This window comes from Peribacillus sp. NJ11 (genome assembly GCF_030348405.1).
In the GTDB taxonomy this organism is placed as follows: Bacteria; Bacillota; Bacilli; order Bacillales; family DSM-1321; genus Peribacillus.
The window spans coordinates 4,213,174-4,228,612 of sequence record NZ_JAUCFO010000001.1 but is presented as its reverse complement, the minus strand read 5'-3'; the positions used below and the strand labels follow the sequence as shown (position 1 = coordinate 4,228,612).

The 15,439-nt window shown below is 41.4% G+C and carries 15 protein-coding genes; 13 read left to right on the top strand and 2 right to left on the bottom strand.

Features of this window, described 5'->3' with window-relative positions:
- Positions 1–7 precede the first annotated feature (7 nt).
- Both QUF86_RS20740 and QUF86_RS20735 read left to right on the top strand, forming a co-directional pair.
- Entirely contained in the window at positions 8–730 is a 723-nt protein-coding gene (locus tag QUF86_RS20740) for a GntR family transcriptional regulator (RefSeq protein ID WP_289316591.1), read from the top strand.
- A gap of 55 nt (positions 731–785) precedes the next feature.
- Positions 786–2,111: a GntT/GntP/DsdX family permease gene (locus QUF86_RS20735; RefSeq protein WP_289316590.1), complete on the top strand. Its 1,326-nt coding sequence runs from the start codon at positions 786–788 to the stop codon at positions 2,109–2,111.
- 185 nt (positions 2,112–2,296) lie between these two features.
- On the opposite strand, the gene yppF is transcribed toward QUF86_RS20735, so the two are convergent.
- Both yppF and QUF86_RS20725 read right to left on the bottom strand, forming a co-directional pair.
- Positions 2,297–2,479 (bottom strand): YppF family protein, encoded by a 183-nt coding sequence (gene yppF, locus QUF86_RS20730; RefSeq protein WP_289335483.1) that lies wholly within the window; start codon positions 2,477–2,479, stop codon positions 2,297–2,299.
- 315 nt (positions 2,480–2,794) lie between these two features.
- Positions 2,795–4,084, bottom strand: a complete 1,290-nt coding sequence (locus QUF86_RS20725) for an MFS transporter (RefSeq protein WP_289316588.1) — start codon at positions 4,082–4,084, stop codon at positions 2,795–2,797.
- Positions 4,085–4,843: 759 nt separating this feature from the next.
- Here QUF86_RS20725 and QUF86_RS20720 point away from each other — a divergent pair.
- The 11 genes from QUF86_RS20720 to QUF86_RS20670 all read left to right on the top strand — a co-directional run bounded on the left by QUF86_RS20720 (position 4,844) and on the right by QUF86_RS20670 (position 15,435).
- Positions 4,844–4,990, top strand: coding sequence for a hypothetical protein (locus QUF86_RS20720; protein WP_289335482.1), 147 nt, complete (start codon positions 4,844–4,846; stop codon positions 4,988–4,990).
- 149 nt (positions 4,991–5,139) lie between these two features.
- Entirely contained in the window at positions 5,140–5,955 is an 816-nt protein-coding gene (locus QUF86_RS20715) for an IclR family transcriptional regulator (RefSeq protein WP_289335481.1), read from the top strand.
- Between the two features lie 289 nt (positions 5,956–6,244).
- A complete protein-coding gene (locus QUF86_RS20710) occupies positions 6,245–6,778 on the top strand; it encodes a cupin domain-containing protein (RefSeq protein ID WP_289316585.1) in 534 nt (177 codons plus the stop codon).
- Positions 6,779–6,901: 123 nt separating this feature from the next.
- Positions 6,902–7,840 carry a VOC family protein gene (locus QUF86_RS20705; protein WP_289335480.1) on the top strand — a complete coding sequence of 313 codons (939 nt, stop codon included), beginning with the start codon at positions 6,902–6,904 and terminating at the stop codon, positions 7,838–7,840.
- A gap of 122 nt (positions 7,841–7,962) precedes the next feature.
- Complete coding sequence (locus tag QUF86_RS20700; protein WP_289324892.1) at positions 7,963–8,754, top strand: SDR family oxidoreductase; 792 nt, start codon at positions 7,963–7,965, stop codon at positions 8,752–8,754.
- A gap of 30 nt (positions 8,755–8,784) precedes the next feature.
- Positions 8,785–10,473: a thiamine pyrophosphate-binding protein gene (locus QUF86_RS20695; RefSeq protein ID WP_289335478.1), complete on the top strand. Its 1,689-nt coding sequence runs from the start codon at positions 8,785–8,787 to the stop codon at positions 10,471–10,473.
- Positions 10,474–10,485: 12 nt separating this feature from the next.
- Positions 10,486–11,931: an aldehyde dehydrogenase family protein gene (locus QUF86_RS20690; protein WP_289335477.1), complete on the top strand. Its 1,446-nt coding sequence runs from the start codon at positions 10,486–10,488 to the stop codon at positions 11,929–11,931.
- A 16-nt stretch (positions 11,932–11,947) separates the two neighbouring features.
- Complete coding sequence (gene nadX / locus QUF86_RS20685; protein ID WP_289335476.1) at positions 11,948–12,733, top strand: aspartate dehydrogenase; 786 nt, start codon at positions 11,948–11,950, stop codon at positions 12,731–12,733.
- A gap of 39 nt (positions 12,734–12,772) precedes the next feature.
- The gene (locus QUF86_RS20680) at positions 12,773–14,074 is read left to right on the top strand and encodes an aromatic ring-hydroxylating oxygenase subunit alpha (protein ID WP_289335475.1); all 1,302 of its coding nucleotides are present in this window, start codon (positions 12,773–12,775) and stop codon (positions 14,072–14,074) included.
- Positions 14,075–14,095: 21 nt separating this feature from the next.
- Positions 14,096–14,605: an aromatic-ring-hydroxylating dioxygenase subunit beta gene (locus tag QUF86_RS20675; protein ID WP_289316578.1), complete on the top strand. Its 510-nt coding sequence runs from the start codon at positions 14,096–14,098 to the stop codon at positions 14,603–14,605.
- A gap of 41 nt (positions 14,606–14,646) precedes the next feature.
- Complete coding sequence (locus tag QUF86_RS20670) at positions 14,647–15,435, top strand: SDR family NAD(P)-dependent oxidoreductase (RefSeq protein WP_289335474.1); 789 nt, start codon at positions 14,647–14,649, stop codon at positions 15,433–15,435.
- The last annotated feature ends 4 nt before the right edge of the window (positions 15,436–15,439 follow it).

Genomic DNA, 15,439 nt, shown 5'->3' with positions numbered 1-15,439 from the left:
ATTAGGAATGAATGTGAACAGAAAAAATGGACCGATGTATTTACAAATAAAGGAAATATTGAAGGATCGTATTTTACATGGGGTTTATGCCATCGACACAAACATTCCCTCCGAGCCTCTATTGGAAGAAGAATTTAATGTAAGTAAGGTTACTGTCCGTAATGCAATCAAAGAACTTGTGCAAGAGGGGTATGTTGAAAAGAAAAGCGGCAAAGGCACGAGGGTCATAGCTAATGGATCGATTGTCAAACTTTCTAAAGGAAAGCGTTTTACAGAGCTTTTGGTGGAAGAAGGACACTTCATTTTAAAAAAGGTGTTAAACATAAGTCATGTTGACCTTTCTTCGGACGCTAAGCTGCATTCTTTATTTGGTGACCAATGCACAAGAATCGAACGAATATATTTATTGGACAATGAACCTTATATTTACTTTACACATTATGTTTCACTTAATATAAATCAAGAAGAGATTAAAGAGGTCCAAATCAATTCTTTGTACCGCTTTTTGGAAGATCAAAACGTCAAACTTGAAACATTCAGAGATGAGTTTGCCGTTGCTATCGCTCCGGATCACATTTGCGAAACACTGAAAATCGAAAACAATAGTCCAGTATTGAAAAGGATTCGGATTTCCAGTGATGGGGACGGAAATGTTATGGAATACAGTGAAGGGTATTACCACACGGCTAAACAGAACTACATTGTGACATATAACGAGCCGGTACAATAATCTATTTATTGTATTGGTTTGATTGTAAGCGATTTCTTAGGGATGGGGAGAACATATGGATCTATATTTATTAGGAATCACGCTGATAGCAATCGTAATTGTTATTTTGGGGGTATCATGGTGGAAATGGCATGCATTCATAAGCTTGACTGTAGCCAGTTTATTTTTAGCGGTTTTTTCCGGACTGCCAATGGACAAGATTGTAGGAGCTTATGAAACGGGTGTCGGAGCTGTCCTTGGTCACCTTATTGGAATATTGGCCTTAGGGACCATCTTAGGAAAGATGATGTCCGACTCAGGAGCTGGTATGCAGGTAGCTGACTTTTTCATTGATAAATTCGGCGTGAAGAACCTTCCATGGGCCATGCTTTTATCTGGTTTCATCATCGGTATTCCGGTATTTTTTGAAGTTGGTTTAGTCATATTGCTGCCTTTGGTCATTTCCATTCGAAAATCAACCAAAGTGAACATCTTGTTAATAGGTATTCCAGTGCTTGCTGGTTTATCGATCGTACATGGTCTGGTACCTCCACATCCGGGAGCCATGACAGCTATTGGAATCTATAATGCAAACATGGGACACGTACTTCTGTACTCATTGATCATCGCATTCCCGACAGCTGTAATTGCCGGTCCAATATTTGCAAAATGGCTTCATAAACGGGTCATTCCTGTTGGAGAACCGGAATTGATTCGGGTGGAAACAAAGTCAAGTGGATTACCGGGGACTGGAGTTTCGTTCTTCATCATCCTTTTGCCGGTTTTGTTGATGGTTTTAACTGTAGTGGCGCCTTATCTGTCGCTACCAGGTTCCATAGAAAAATTCCTATTGTTTATCGGAAGTCCAGTGATCGCCTTATTAATCTCCTGTTTTGCAGCTTACTATTTCTTGGGTTTCAGACAGGGCATGGACAAATCGCTACTTAAAAAGTTAACGGAAGAATGCTTATTGCCATTAGCTTCCATAATCCTTATTATCGGTGCAGGTGGAGGATTCAAGCAAATTTTAATTGATAGTGGCGTAGGGACTGCAATTGCTTCCATGTCTGAAGAAATATCATTATCACCCATCGTCCTTGCATTCCTTGTGGCCGGATTGATTCGGGTTGCCACAGGTTCTGCAACAGTCGCTTTGACCACGGCAGCAGGAATTGTATCACCGGTCGTTGCCAATATGACGGGTGTTAATCTAGAATTACTCGTTATTGCCACGGGCGCAGGCTCACTTATGTTTTCCCATGTTAATGACGCCGGTTTCTGGTTAGTAAAAGAATATATGGGATTAACCGTAAAAGAAACCTTCAAAACATGGACAGTCATGGAAACCTTGCTTTCTTTCGTGGCATTCGGTCTGGTTTTAATTTTGGATATATTCATATAGTCAACAAAGGATGCAATTGTTGAATAAGTAACCTTTACCTCCGTGATATGTCTTGGGGTGACATATCACGGAGGTTTATTTATTGAAAAACTTTCTGGGAAGGGATCTCTTCTAAAGTAAATGAAAAGGATTGAATATAGTTGCCTTAGCTATGGAAGTGATTTGACTAGTGACAAGGGCAGTTTTCACCCAGAAGACGTTTGTTTTGCTCCTCGAAGATATAGGTCCTGACAAAGACTTCTATATTGTAAGATTGACAGCTTCCCGTTTACATATTCATCCTGAATATAATCCAATAATTCATTGGCATGATTAGGCTTTTGACGTTTTTCCTGAATATAATGGAGTATTAAAACTTCTAAATTCACACACTCACCTTACTTGACAAGTATTTTTTTCATTAACAATATAACATGGGTAACCGAGTAATTGTCATTTTTTGAATATTTTAACTATCGACATTTTTATACAAATAAAGGAATGATTAGGAATGAACGCTGGAAAAATTGACGAATTATAATCGGGAAATGCTAAAAAGAGCTATACCGACTGATATGAGCTCTTTCCAACTTTTATTGTGCCGGCTTGCATTTAGGTCCGCCCAAGAAAAAAACCCTTGATATTTCAAGGGTTAGATAGTCCATTAAACTAGTGTTGGTCTGATTTTACAAGGAACTTTCTCTTTAGACTTGTATCTTTTGAGCAGGCAAAGGTGATAAAAGCAGTTCTGCCGCTTCTCTCTTAATGGAGAATATATAAGCTCCTAAACCTAAGAGGGCTGCAAAAATCAGCATGGCGATCGAAGTACTGAAATCCCCGCCGGACAAGTCACGAAGCCACCCCATGATATAGCTTGAAAAGCCTCCCATTATATTCGTGAATCCCATTAGTCCAGCAGCACGTCCTGCCGTTTCAGGTGTTGAGTATTTTACCATGAGCATATTACTTAGATGGAACACACCGCCTTGACATCCCATTGCCAGTCCCATACATAGCCCGGCCAAAATAGGATTGGGGATGAATACCGCTACAGTCAGAAAGACAGCCGTCAATGAAAATAGAATCGAGGCCATCAAACTTGGACGTCGGGTTTTGTCCGCCAGAAAACCGCATGCCAAGACAAACCCTAAAGCAAATAGCCAGGAAAGCGAAGTAATGCTCGACATCCCTTCCTTTTCGAATCCTTTTGCTTCGATGAGATAGGTAGGGAGCCAAATGCTGATCCCGAAAAAAAGGAAGGAGCATACGAGCATGCCGAACCAGACTATCCAGAAACGATAATCCTGGGCGAAACTCTTACTCTCGGAAGGGATGCTTTCTTTGTCTTCATCATCCGATTGGCGAATGAAAGCCAATTCCTCCTTACTTATACGGGGGTGCTCTTCTGGTGTATTCCTCGTCAAAAAGATGAACATCGGGATATTAATAAACAAGTTGAAGGCTGCTAGCATAAAGAAAGCTGCTTGCCAGTGGAGTAAAGATATCACGAGCACCAAAACAACGGCTCCAATTGCAGGACCTAAATAGTTTCCGGTGAGCCATGATGCCTGGGCCCTCCCCAATTCTCGTTTATTAAACCAGTTAGAAATGAATTTACCGGAAACTGGAATCATCATCCCTTCGCCAAAACCGAGAATGACCCTGCTAATTAAAAACATTTCATATGAATTTGCTAGACCTGATGTAATCATGGTTAAAGTCCATACGAATAATCCTGCGATGGCTGTTTTTCGGGCACCTAATTTATCAATGATGAAGCCCCAAAAAAGATTTGAAACTCCATAAGCAATGGTGAATACAAAAGAAAGAAGACCGATCTTCGCGTTTTTGTCGTCGCCTGTCATACCAAGTGCATTCAAAAATTCTGGATCTGTTTGAATGATGGAAATGCCAACCTTATCAATTTGTCCAAAAAACCAAAAGAAAAAAATTGGAACGGCAATATACAGCCATCTTTTTTGCCCATTTAACATAATACCATCTCCTTATAGCTTTTAGCATTGCTTAAAACACTTACCATTGGAATAAGTGAATAACGGTTTCCTTTAGATAGGTACTAGTTTTGATTTTCTCCTTTAAGATCTGTATCCCGCCTTTCGTTAAAATAATGAAAGATAAATAAGCAATGGTATGTTTTGTAAGTGAAACAAAGTTTTACTTTATTTACGATAAAATAAATAGAATTGATTGTCAATTTAATATTTTGATAATTCTCCATTTTTAGAATAAATGATTCAATGGCCATTTTTAAATAACCCATTGGGATTCATGTTTAAAATCGACCTCCGTTGCACACTATTGTACGTTGTGGGGGAAAACATACAAGCAAATGAGTGGAAAGGCCCTTATATAGGACTTAAAAAGAGAAGTGAATTTGAGTTGTGTCAAAAAAAGGAATTAATATTAAATTATCAAAAATTCTGACTTGTTTATATTGAATTTAAAATCAGGAAAATTTATAATTCATTTAGGTTGTTTTATATATGAAATACTTATTATGGAAAATCACATGATTTGGTAGAAAAATATTGATGTATTAAGATTCTTCATTTGTTCTTATTTGCATATTTAGATATATTTGGTGGATCGAGATGTCTTCGATAAGTCGTGTAATTCTATCGTTACGTCAATAAAGCTAGGCCCTTCAAATAGTTTTATAAATGTAATTATGCTTTAATTGACAAATAAACACTTAATATTCATGAAGAGTAAAGGATTGTGAGGTTACAAGGATGCCAATTAGCCATTTAGAAGAAAGCTCGATTCATTATTTGGAATCGGGTGAAGGAAAAGCGCTTGTTATCCTCCATGGTTTGGGAAAGCATTTCAATGAATATGTTACCGAGTTTTTACTGAGACAAAAGGCAGGCAAAGATTGAAGTAAGCATGAAAAAATATTCACCAAAAGAAATTGCAGGAAGAGATGTACATATACTGCAAGTTCCTTCTAGGTAGTTGAGATGAAGAAATCTTAACAATAGGGTATATAGTTCGCAGAGAAATCAATAACAACGGGGGGAATACTCTAATGGCAAGCGAAGAAAAAGAGAAAGAGAAATATAGTGCTAATTCATTGGTAAGAGGGTTGGAAATCATTAAGCTCTTTAATGAAGTACAGCCGAGTTTGTCTCTTTCAGAAATTGCAAAACAACTGGGAGTAAGCAGAACGGTACCATATCGTTTATTATTCACATTACAAAATATTGGTTATCTGTCTCAGGATGAACATACGAAACGTTACAGTTTAACGCCAAAGGTACTTGAATTGGGCTTCAGCTATTTGAATAGCTTGAAGTTCCAGGAAATTGTCCAACCTTATATGGAGAACCTGCGTGATGAAATCGGAGCCTCCTGCCATCTGTCCATTTTGGATGGACAGGAAGTTGTGTATGTTGGGAGTGCCCCAATTAGAGGGGTATCCGCTGTCAATGTGAACATAGGTTTGCGGCTGCCGGCACATGCTTTGGCCAATGGAAAATTGCTTTTGGCCTATCAACCGAAAGAAATGCTAATGCAAATGTTCAAAATCTCAAACCTAACTCCTTATACAGATAAAACACTTACCACGCCGGGTGAGTTTCAAAAACAATTGGAATCGATTCGGCAAAATGGTTATTCGATGACAAGCGGGGAATTCCACCCTGGCATCCGTTCTGTTGCCGCTCCGATTTTTGACCGCACTGGAAATGTATTGGCTGCCTTGAATGTCGTGGCGACGGAGTCGGCTTATCAGGAAGATTTCATCGATAAAATCGCCTTGCCTAAACTCCTTGATGTTTCTCGGCAGTTATCCGTTTATATGGGATATAGTGGGGTGACGCCGTTTCAACATGAAGATATCTGATCATGATTGAGTGCCAATCTAAAAAAAATGAATAATCTTCGAAAGTGTGGATCCCCAATTCTAGGGTATCCGCACTTTTTTTGTGTTAAAAAAAGGAATATGGTGGTTGCATCGTTCCAAGTTATACCAAGAGGGAAGAAGGTGTGAATTGTAAAAATAGTTTTAAATATTCTAAAAACTCATTGACAATGAAGCGGTTTCATTTTAGTATTAATTCATAGACGAAACAATGTTTTGCTTATGAAACACATTGTGGTTTAGAAACAACAAATAAGGGAGGAATTTTAAAATGACAAAAGAAACTTTTTCAGTGAAAGATTTTGAAAAAAAATATGTTGCCCGATTGAAAGACCGTACGCTTGATTGGGGTGTCTTGAAGTTCCAAGAAGAAATCGATCCAGCTTATAGACGTGCACAGATGAGATATATCGGACGCGGTGCCACCGCAAATAACGATACAAATGTAATTACAGGTGAACATTTCACTCTTAGTACAATGGTGCTGCCGCCGGGATGTATCGGGCCATTGCATCTTCACGATGATGTTGAAGAAGTATTTTTCATTCTTGAGGGTGAAGTCACTGCGTTAATTCAAGAGGATAGCTTTAGCGAAGTGCATGAAATTAAACTAAGTGCGAGAGACTGCATTAGTAGCCCACCAGGGGTTTATCGGGGAATTAGGAATGACGGTGATGTTGAAGCGCGCATGCTCGTGATGCTAGGGGCAGTGAAGCCTAACTTGCCAACATATCCTGAAGGCAGCGAGCTGGAAGAACTGCGTAAACAACGCTCAAAAGAAAGAGAAGCCATCATTAAAGACTGATCATTTAGCCGAAAAGGGCACCTGCATTATGGAAATTAATGAGGCGCCCTTTTCGATTAGATTTAAATGTGGTCAATGCAAATTTTCTAAAAGGTAATCTGATTTATGGGAGGTATAAAAAAGATGTTAGGGATTACTCATTTACGACATATTAGCATGATTACTCCGAATTTCGACGATCAAGCAGAGTTTTACGAAAAGGTTTGGGGACTGGATAGAGTGGATGCTCCGGATGAGGAGAATACCGTTTATTTTCGGGGGGCAGGACCGGAACATCATATTTTAAGCCTACACAAGGGAGAAAAACGTGGGTTGCACCATTTATCTTTCGGAATGGTCGATAAAAATGCGGTGGATCGAGCAGCGGGAATATTACAATCGAAGGGTGTTCGAATTATTGAACCGCCTGGATATTTGGATGAAGCAGGTGCTGGTTATGGCCTACGGTTTATTGATCCGGAAAATCGCGTGATAGAGCTTTCGGCTTGGGTGGAAGTTCAAACGTCAATTTGGAACAAGAAAAATGTTGATCCAGTGAAGCTGAATCATGTTGTAATGAACACTAAGAACTTGGATATGATCGTTGAGTTTTATACAGACGTACTTGGTTTTAAAGTTACCGATTGGAGTGAGCATCAAATGTCATTCCTGCGATGCAACAGAAAGCATCACTCCATTGCCTTCAATCAAGATGAACATGCGTCAGTCAATCATATCGCCTACGAAGTCGATTCCGTGGATGAACTGATGCGCGGCATAAGCAATGTGCGGAAAGCAGGACTGTCAGAACTTTGGGGACCTGGACGTCATGGACCTGGAGACAATATTTTCTGTTATTTTCAAGATCCAGGCGGTTTTGTTATGGAGTATACATGTTATCTGGAAACGATTGAAGATGAATCGGAATGGAGAGCACGTGTATGGAAACGGGTACCACATTTAATGGATCAATGGGGGATTGCAGGGCCGCCGAAACCCGAAGCCCGCAAAGCAATGGGCGGAGATCCCGATCCTGGCTGGGTGGACTCTGCTATAGATGATTCAGTCATGTCTAAAAAATGAGAAGGTATTCCATTTCCTTCCATTTGTACTTGCGCTAGATGTATTGGTTACAGTGAAACAACTTCCTGTATTTTAAAGGTCAGCGCACTTAAGGAAAATGGTTTTGAAAAAGGAGTGACAAGATGGATTTAGGATTGAAAGGGAAAGTGGCTGTCATTATGGGCGGCACATCGGGCGTGGGATTAAAAACAGCAGAAATGTTTTTAGCTGAAGGAGCGAAAGTGGCTATATGCGGCAGAAGCACAGAGCGTATGGATAGTGCACAAAGTCAATTGCTCTCATTTGGCACTAAGGATGATATTTTTGCTTCAACCTGTGATGTCACCTCCAAATCTGATGTGGATTCTTTCATTAATGGTACGGCTGAGAAGTTTGGCGGGATCGATATATTGGTGAATGCAGCCGGTCAAAGCGTTATGGGCTACTTTTTTGACATTACGGATGAGCAGTGGGATGAACAGATTCAATTAAAGTTTTTTGCCATCATATATGCCGTTCGTGCAACGCATCCTCATTTAGTTAAAAGGGGAGGGGGGCGGATTATTAATATTAATGCAACGCTTGCTAAAGAACCTGAACGTCACATGGTAGCGACTGCAGCAGCACGGGCTGGTCTCCTTAATTTAAGCAAAACCTTGTCCCAGGAACTGGCCTTTGACAACATACTGGTGAATTCAGTGAGTCTTGGATTGATCCGGACCGATCAATGGGAGCGAAGAAGATTGAAAAATGCGCCGGATATGGACCCGGAAGAATATTACGGAGACCTTGCGAAAAAACGTAATATCCCTCTCGGCCGCGTAGGGGAAGCGGAAGAAGTGGCCAGTGTCATTGTTTTCCTTGCTTCAGACAAAGCAAGTTATGTAGCGGGTTCGACGATTGAGACAGCAGGAGCGATCGGAAAGGCACTTTAAATATATTACTAAAAAAGGTAGGATAACGCGATGAAAATACAAGAAGAAATAGAGTTTACGACCGCCGATTCCATCGTAAAGGAACTAGTTCAAGCAGGAGTGGAAGCGGCTTTCGGGATTGTCAGTATTCACAATATGCCCATCTATGATGCAATTCTTAGAGAAGGGAGCATTAAACTCATTTGTTCACGCGGTGAGAGCGGTGCCGTCAATATGGCCGATGGATATGCCCGCGCTACTGGGAAATTGGGTGTAGTGATCACGAGTACCGGTACAGGGGCAGGTAATGCAGCTGGTTCATTAGTGGAAGCTTGGGCAGCTGGTGTTCCCCTTCTTCATCTTACTGGTGAGGTAGCTTCTTCTTATCTTGGTACAGGCAAAGGATACATACATGAGTGTAAAGACCAGCTTTCAATGATGAGCGGAGCGTGTAAAAATGCAGTGAGGCTGAGAAATCCTGAGCAAACTGCGGCAGTTGTAAGGAAGGCGATCCAAGAGGCGTTAACTGCACCAACAGGACCGGTTACATTGGAAATTCCCATTGACTATCAATCGGCAATCATAGAAGATCTAACCCTCGAAGGACAACGAGCTTCAACGTCTGAAACAAATTCAACGCCATTCATTCCCGAACAAGCCGTGCAAAAAATGGTTGAAGCACGCCGTCCTGTGATATGGGCCGGGGGTGGAGTCATCACTGCCAATGCTTCGCAAGAGCTGCAAAAATTGGCGGAAATCCTTGGTGCAGCAGTTATAACCAGTCAGTCAGGAAAAGGTTCGATCCCAGAAAACCATGAACAATGCATCGGACATTTTGCGGCTTATGAAACAACAAAAGAGTTTTTGGGAAATGCGGATTTATTGATCAGTGTAGGTGTAAGATTCAGGGGAAATGAAACATCCAACTGGAAAGTGCCGGTGCCAGAGGAACATATAGCGATCGATGCGGATTGGCAGGCCATTAACCGGAATTATAAGGCCACGCTGGGTTTGATTGGCGATGCAAAAGATATGCTAGCTGCCATCATTCAAAATCTCGAAAGAAATTCAGTGCAGGCTGAACCTTCTTATTTACAAGAAGTCCTTTCGCTTAGAAATGAAGTGCGTGCTCAACTCCGGGAAACGCTTGGACCCTATGAGCAATTTGTAGATGGCATGAGGGAGATATTACCGGACGATACCATTTTAGTTCGAGATGTAACTGTACAGGCAAACGTTTGGGGCAGCCGTTTATTTGAAATCTATGAACCGAGAACATCCATTCATGCATCTGGCGGTGGAATTGGTCAAGGTCTTCCAACAGCAATCGGTGCCCAAATGGGGTGTAAAGATAAAACCGTAGTTCTTATGGCTGGAGACGGTGGATTTATGGTGAATGTCGGGGAAATGGTTACGGCAGCCGAAGAAAACTTACCAGTTATCATCGTATTGTTCGATGACTCAGGCTATGGGGTTCTTCGCAATATTCAAACTGCCGCATATGGTCGGCAGGTAGCCGTGGATTTATTAAGTCCAGATTTTGTGAAACTGGCTGAGTCCATGCATTTTGATGCAGTACGGATTGGATCTGGAGATGAATTCATATCTGAACTGAAAAAAGCAAAAGAAAGACGTAAACCTTCAATGATCGTTGTTGATATGGATGCTGTCGGTCCAATGGCCAAGCCATTTGGTGGACCACCAGGAGCTGCGGAAGCATTTAAACCAAAAAAACTATAAGGAGGATTGAGAATGATTTCGACATACCCATTTGTTTCAGGAAAATGCCTTGTTAATGGAGAATGGATAGAAATGATTGAAAAAGCCGATGTGATCAATCCCGCAAACACATCGGAAGTAGTTGGCCAGGTGGCAAAATGCTCTGGGGAAATCGTGAATGACGCGATTGAAGCGGCAGAAAATGCTTTTGAAACGTGGTCTCGCTCTGATGTGAGGGATCGGGCTAGCCGGATGAACTCAGCGGCAGAAGAACTTTCAAAAATAATCGAGGAAAATGTTACAGTGTTTGTACGTGAAAATGGCAAAACACTAGTTGAAGCTAAAAAGGATTTATTACGCTGTGTTGAAGTCATGAAGGGCTGCGCGACAGAACTACTTGATTGGTGGAAGCCTGAAGTGCTCCCAGGAAATCAAAAAGTTCAAATCCGGAGAAGGGCAAGAGGTGTCACGGCAATTATCACACCGTGGAATTCTCCGATGATATTAACATTTAAAAGGGTCATACCTGCTGTCTTGGCAGGCAATGCGGTTGTAGTAAAACCTGCAACGAATTGCCCGTTAACGATAATGACCTGTTTAAAAGTAGTTGCTGAACATTTTCCTCCAGGAGTCATCAATATAGTCTCAGGATCAGGAAAAGCAATCGGCGACAAACTTTGTTCCGATTCCCGTGTACGGACAGTGGCGTTTGTCGGAAGTACAGAAACTGGAAAAGATATCATGAAGAAATCAGCTGGAAACCTGCAAAAAGTGTATATGGAACTTGGCGGCAATGATCCTGCCATTATTTTGGAAGACGCAACTATGGATGAAGCGGCGATCAAACGTTTGAGGATGGGGATTTTACGGGCTGCAGGTCAGGTGTGTTCTGCGGTTAAACGAGTATATGTCCATGAATCACGTTTTGACGAGGTAGTTGAGAAGCTGACCAAAGAGTTTAGCCGGGTGGTAATTGGGGATGGCATTCAGCCTGACGTAACGATGGGTCCATTGAATAATAAAGTACAGTATGACTATGTGAATGGCTTGATCGAACGTACCGCTAAGGAAGGAGGAAACATAATCACTGCTGGCATTCAACTGAATCCTGAAACTTGGGATAAAGGTTATTATATGCTTCCTTCCATTATTACTGGTGTCAATCAGCAGAGTGAAGTGGTTAGGGTAGAACAATTCGGTCCTGTCATTCCAATTTTACCTTTCAATGATATTGATGAAGTTGTAAAATTAGCGAATGATAGTGAGTTTGCCTTGCGTGCGTCTGTTTGGACCGATAATGAAGATATAGCTGTTGAAATGGCAGATCGACTCGAAGCTGGTGCGGTTTTCCATAATAATCATACCGTTTTCAGCGACTTGGCTCTGGATTTCCCTGGTTTAAAAGAAAGTGGTGTTTCCCGGGAAACAAGGCATTGCGGGCTGGAATTCTTTGCGGACTCCTACGGGTTTGCTGATTGAGGAAGGATGAAACTATATGAAGTTAGGCTTAATCGGGTGCGGCAATATCGGGAAATTTCTGCTTCAGGCAATTAATAACGACGGACTTCTTCCAGGTGGGAAAATCGTTTCGATTTATGCCCGCAGTGAAGAAATCGCAGCTCAACTGGCTGAAGATTTCAGGACACAGCCATATAGTGATGTCGACGAACTCCTTAAATCGGATGTAGATTTAGTCATAGAGGCTGCAACGATTGAAGCTGCTGAAGAGTACTCATTGAAAGTACTTAAAAGCGGGAGAAATCTCTTGTTAAGCAGTATAGGCGTGATGGCGAATGCTGCCTTCGAAGAACAATCAAACCAGATTTGCAAAAAAAATAAAGTGAATATTTTCCTTCCGTCTGGTGCGATTGGAGGTCTCGATGTCCTTAAATCGGCCAAAGCGGTGAATGGCCTTGATTCTGTTTGCATTACTACGAGAAAACCGCCAAACGCATTGCCCACAGGTGCTTCAGTGGAAGAAGAAACGGTTTTATTCGAAGGATCGGCTGCAGAAGCGATCAAACAGTTTCCGAGAAACATTAATGTTGCGATTGTGCTGTCTTTGGCTGGTCTTGGACCTGAAAAGACGAAAGTGAAAATCATTGCCGATCCAAAAGTGTTTAAAAACAACCACTTAATTGAAGCGTCAGGTTCATTTGGGAAACTAAAGCTTGAAGTGGAAAATGATCCGATGCCAAATAATCCGAAAACGAGTTATCTAGCCGCATTAAGTGTTTTGGCTACTCTGCAAAACAAGGAAAAGAGCGTTCAAATCGGGTAATGAATTATTGGTCAAGCTTATGGAAGGGAGAGAGTAAGTATGCTTAAAACTGATAAATCCTTAGAAGAAATGTCAAAACAGCAAGTTGTCAACTATTTGAATGAAACCGTTAAACCAGAGGAAGGCGTTATACCTGCATACCTCCTTGGAGATCAAAAGGTTTATGATATAGAACATGAAAAAGTGTTTTTGAAAACATGGGTTTTTGTCGGTCATGAATCTGAAGTTCCCAACAAAGGAGACTTCATGACCCGTGAACTTGCTGGCTACTCGCTCATCATTACTCGTGATGCTGAAGGGAAAATCAGGGCGTTTTATAATATGTGCACCCATCGCGGAATGAAACTATGCCGTGCAGATAAAGGGAACAAGTCTTTATTTACATGTCCCTATCATGGATTTAATTTTAAAAACACAGGTGAGCTCGTGGGGGTACCATTACAAAAGGACATTTATGGGGGCACCCTTGACCGTTCAGAAATGGGCCTTCATAAAGTGAAGCTTGAATCTTATAAAGGTCTTTTATTTGGAACTTGGAATGAAGATGCAGAGCCGCTTGAAGAGTTTCTTGGAGATATTAAATGGTATTTGGACTTACTTGTAGGTCGTGCAGAAATGGAAGTTATCGGCGTCCCTCAAAGATTCGTCGTTAATTCCAACTGGAAAGTGGGTTCCGATAACTTTGCTGGTGATTCCTATCACACGATGGTCACGCACGGCTCCATCGCAAAACTGGGGATGGTGCCCAATGCTACCTATTCAAAGCGTGGTTTTCAAATCCATATGGATAATGGACATGGACTAAACTTAGGGACACCTAACCCTGACTTCGCTTTCCCTGAAGAATTGAAAGATGAATTTAAAAGTAACCTGACTGAAGAACAATATGAAGTGTTATCAAACTTAAAGAATATGATTGGAAACGTTTTCCCCAACTTATCCTTTTTAATATCCCATACAAAAATCAAAGACCAGTTCATCTCCAACACTTCAATTAGAATGTGGCGTCCAATCGGTCACAATAAAATGGAAGTGATCGCTTGGATGCTCGTGGAAAAGAACGCCTCCCAAGATTGGAAAGATAGATCAAGAGATTCGTTTATATTGACCTTTAGCCCATCCGGTATTTTCGAACAGGATGATACGGAAGTGTTTACGGATATTACTGAAGCAGCCCAAGGTCCAATGCCTTTCCTTAAGAACTTAACCTATAATTATACCATGGGTCTACATCGTGATCCTGTTGATTTTATCGGACCGGGTATTGCTTACGATGATAAATTTACAGAAGCCAGCCAACGGAATTTCTACAAGTACTGGCTGGAATTAATGACGAAATAATAACTGGGAGGGGGAACGGAAATGAACGTGGAGAAAATGTTACTTAAATGTGAATTTGAACAGTGGTTGTATGATGAAGCACAATTATTGGATGATATTGAATTTGATGATTGGTTCGATCTAATGCACACCAGCTTGCGTTATCAAATGCCTGTTCGTGTTAATAAAGAAGGGGTGGAACGCCCGGATTATTCAACGGACATGTTTACATTTAATGATGATATTGAGCTGCTGAAGCTGCGCGTGGATAGATTGAAAACTGATTATGCATGGGCGGAAATACCACCATCAAGAACACGGCGTTTTGTCTCTAATGTACGCGTTAAAGACTTTGTAGAAGGTGAAAAGGCAGTCGTTAAGAGTTATCTGCTTATCTATCGAAGCCGAAGCACGGATATTCAACACGATTTGATTTCGGGGGAACGAAATGACGAATTCATATTCGAAGATGGTAAATGGAAACTTTCCAAACGGATATTCATTGTTGACCAAACAACGATAAATACCAGGAATCTTGCTATCTTCGTATAATATGGACTTGGATAAAAGAGAAAACAAGGAGGCTGGTTACAATGGCAATGGCGTTAAAGGATAAAGTAGTGTTGATTACCGGAGGCAATTCAGGTATAGGAGAGGCTGTCACTAGACGTTTTATACAAGAAGGGGCAAAAGTCAGCATTATCGGTCGCTCGATAGAAACGCTAAAGAAAATGAAAGAAGAATTTGGTGAAGAGATTCTCATTAACCAAGGTGATGTAAGTAAATATGAAGACAATGAGAGGGCTGTACAGGCCACTGTCGAGCAATTTGGAAAGCTGGATGTTTTCGTTGCCAATGCAGGAGTCTTTGATGGTTTCGCTAAATTTGCCGACGTAACTCCCGAGGCACTTTCCGATGCATATGATTTTCTGCTCGATATTAACGTAAAAGGATCTTTCTTCGGTGCGAAAGCCGCTCTTAAAGAACTGCAAAAATCGAATGGCAATATTATTTTCACCGTATCCGGTGCTAGTTTCTATCCTGATGGCGGCGGGGTTTGGTACACAGCAAGCAAGCACGCTCAAATAGGGTTGATGCGCCAACTTGCCTTTGAACTCGCTCCGAATATTAGGGTGAATGCTGTTGCGCCTGGTGGTACACTGACAGCATTATCCGTCATTCCCCCTCTAAGTCCATTCGTGAAAATCGTGGATAATGATACGAAGGCCAAAAGCATAAAAAAAAGAAACCCACTTCAGCTTGCCCAGATGCCCGAAGATCATGTAGCTGCTTATGTCCTGTTAGCATCGGACGAAGCGCGTGCAATTACCGGAGAAGTCATTTCCAGTGATGGGGGATTGTCAGTTCGCGGACTGGGGTGAGTTT

Bases quoted from the DNA above. Each gene is read 5' to 3' on its own strand.
- QUF86_RS20740 (WP_289316591.1), top strand. From the start codon at position 8: ATGAATGTGAACAGAAAAAATGGACCGATGTATTTACAAATAAAGGAA.
- QUF86_RS20735 (WP_289316590.1), top strand. From the start codon at position 786: ATGGATCTATATTTATTAGGAATCACGCTGATAGCAATCGTAATTGTT.
- QUF86_RS20725 (WP_289316588.1), bottom strand. From the start codon at position 4,084: ATGTTAAATGGGCAAAAAAGATGGCTGTATATTGCCGTTCCAATTTTT.
- QUF86_RS20720 (WP_289335482.1), top strand. From the start codon at position 4,844: ATGCCAATTAGCCATTTAGAAGAAAGCTCGATTCATTATTTGGAATCG.
- QUF86_RS20715 (WP_289335481.1), top strand. From the start codon at position 5,140: ATGGCAAGCGAAGAAAAAGAGAAAGAGAAATATAGTGCTAATTCATTG.
- QUF86_RS20710 (WP_289316585.1), top strand. From the start codon at position 6,245: ATGACAAAAGAAACTTTTTCAGTGAAAGATTTTGAAAAAAAATATGTT.
- QUF86_RS20705 (WP_289335480.1), top strand. From the start codon at position 6,902: ATGTTAGGGATTACTCATTTACGACATATTAGCATGATTACTCCGAAT.
- QUF86_RS20700 (WP_289324892.1), top strand. From the start codon at position 7,963: ATGGATTTAGGATTGAAAGGGAAAGTGGCTGTCATTATGGGCGGCACA.
- QUF86_RS20695 (WP_289335478.1), top strand. From the start codon at position 8,785: ATGAAAATACAAGAAGAAATAGAGTTTACGACCGCCGATTCCATCGTA.
- QUF86_RS20690 (WP_289335477.1), top strand. From the start codon at position 10,486: ATGATTTCGACATACCCATTTGTTTCAGGAAAATGCCTTGTTAATGGA.
- nadX (WP_289335476.1), top strand. From the start codon at position 11,948: ATGAAGTTAGGCTTAATCGGGTGCGGCAATATCGGGAAATTTCTGCTT.
- QUF86_RS20680 (WP_289335475.1), top strand. From the start codon at position 12,773: ATGCTTAAAACTGATAAATCCTTAGAAGAAATGTCAAAACAGCAAGTT.
- QUF86_RS20675 (WP_289316578.1), top strand. From the start codon at position 14,096: ATGAACGTGGAGAAAATGTTACTTAAATGTGAATTTGAACAGTGGTTG.
- QUF86_RS20670 (WP_289335474.1), top strand. From the start codon at position 14,647: ATGGCAATGGCGTTAAAGGATAAAGTAGTGTTGATTACCGGAGGCAAT.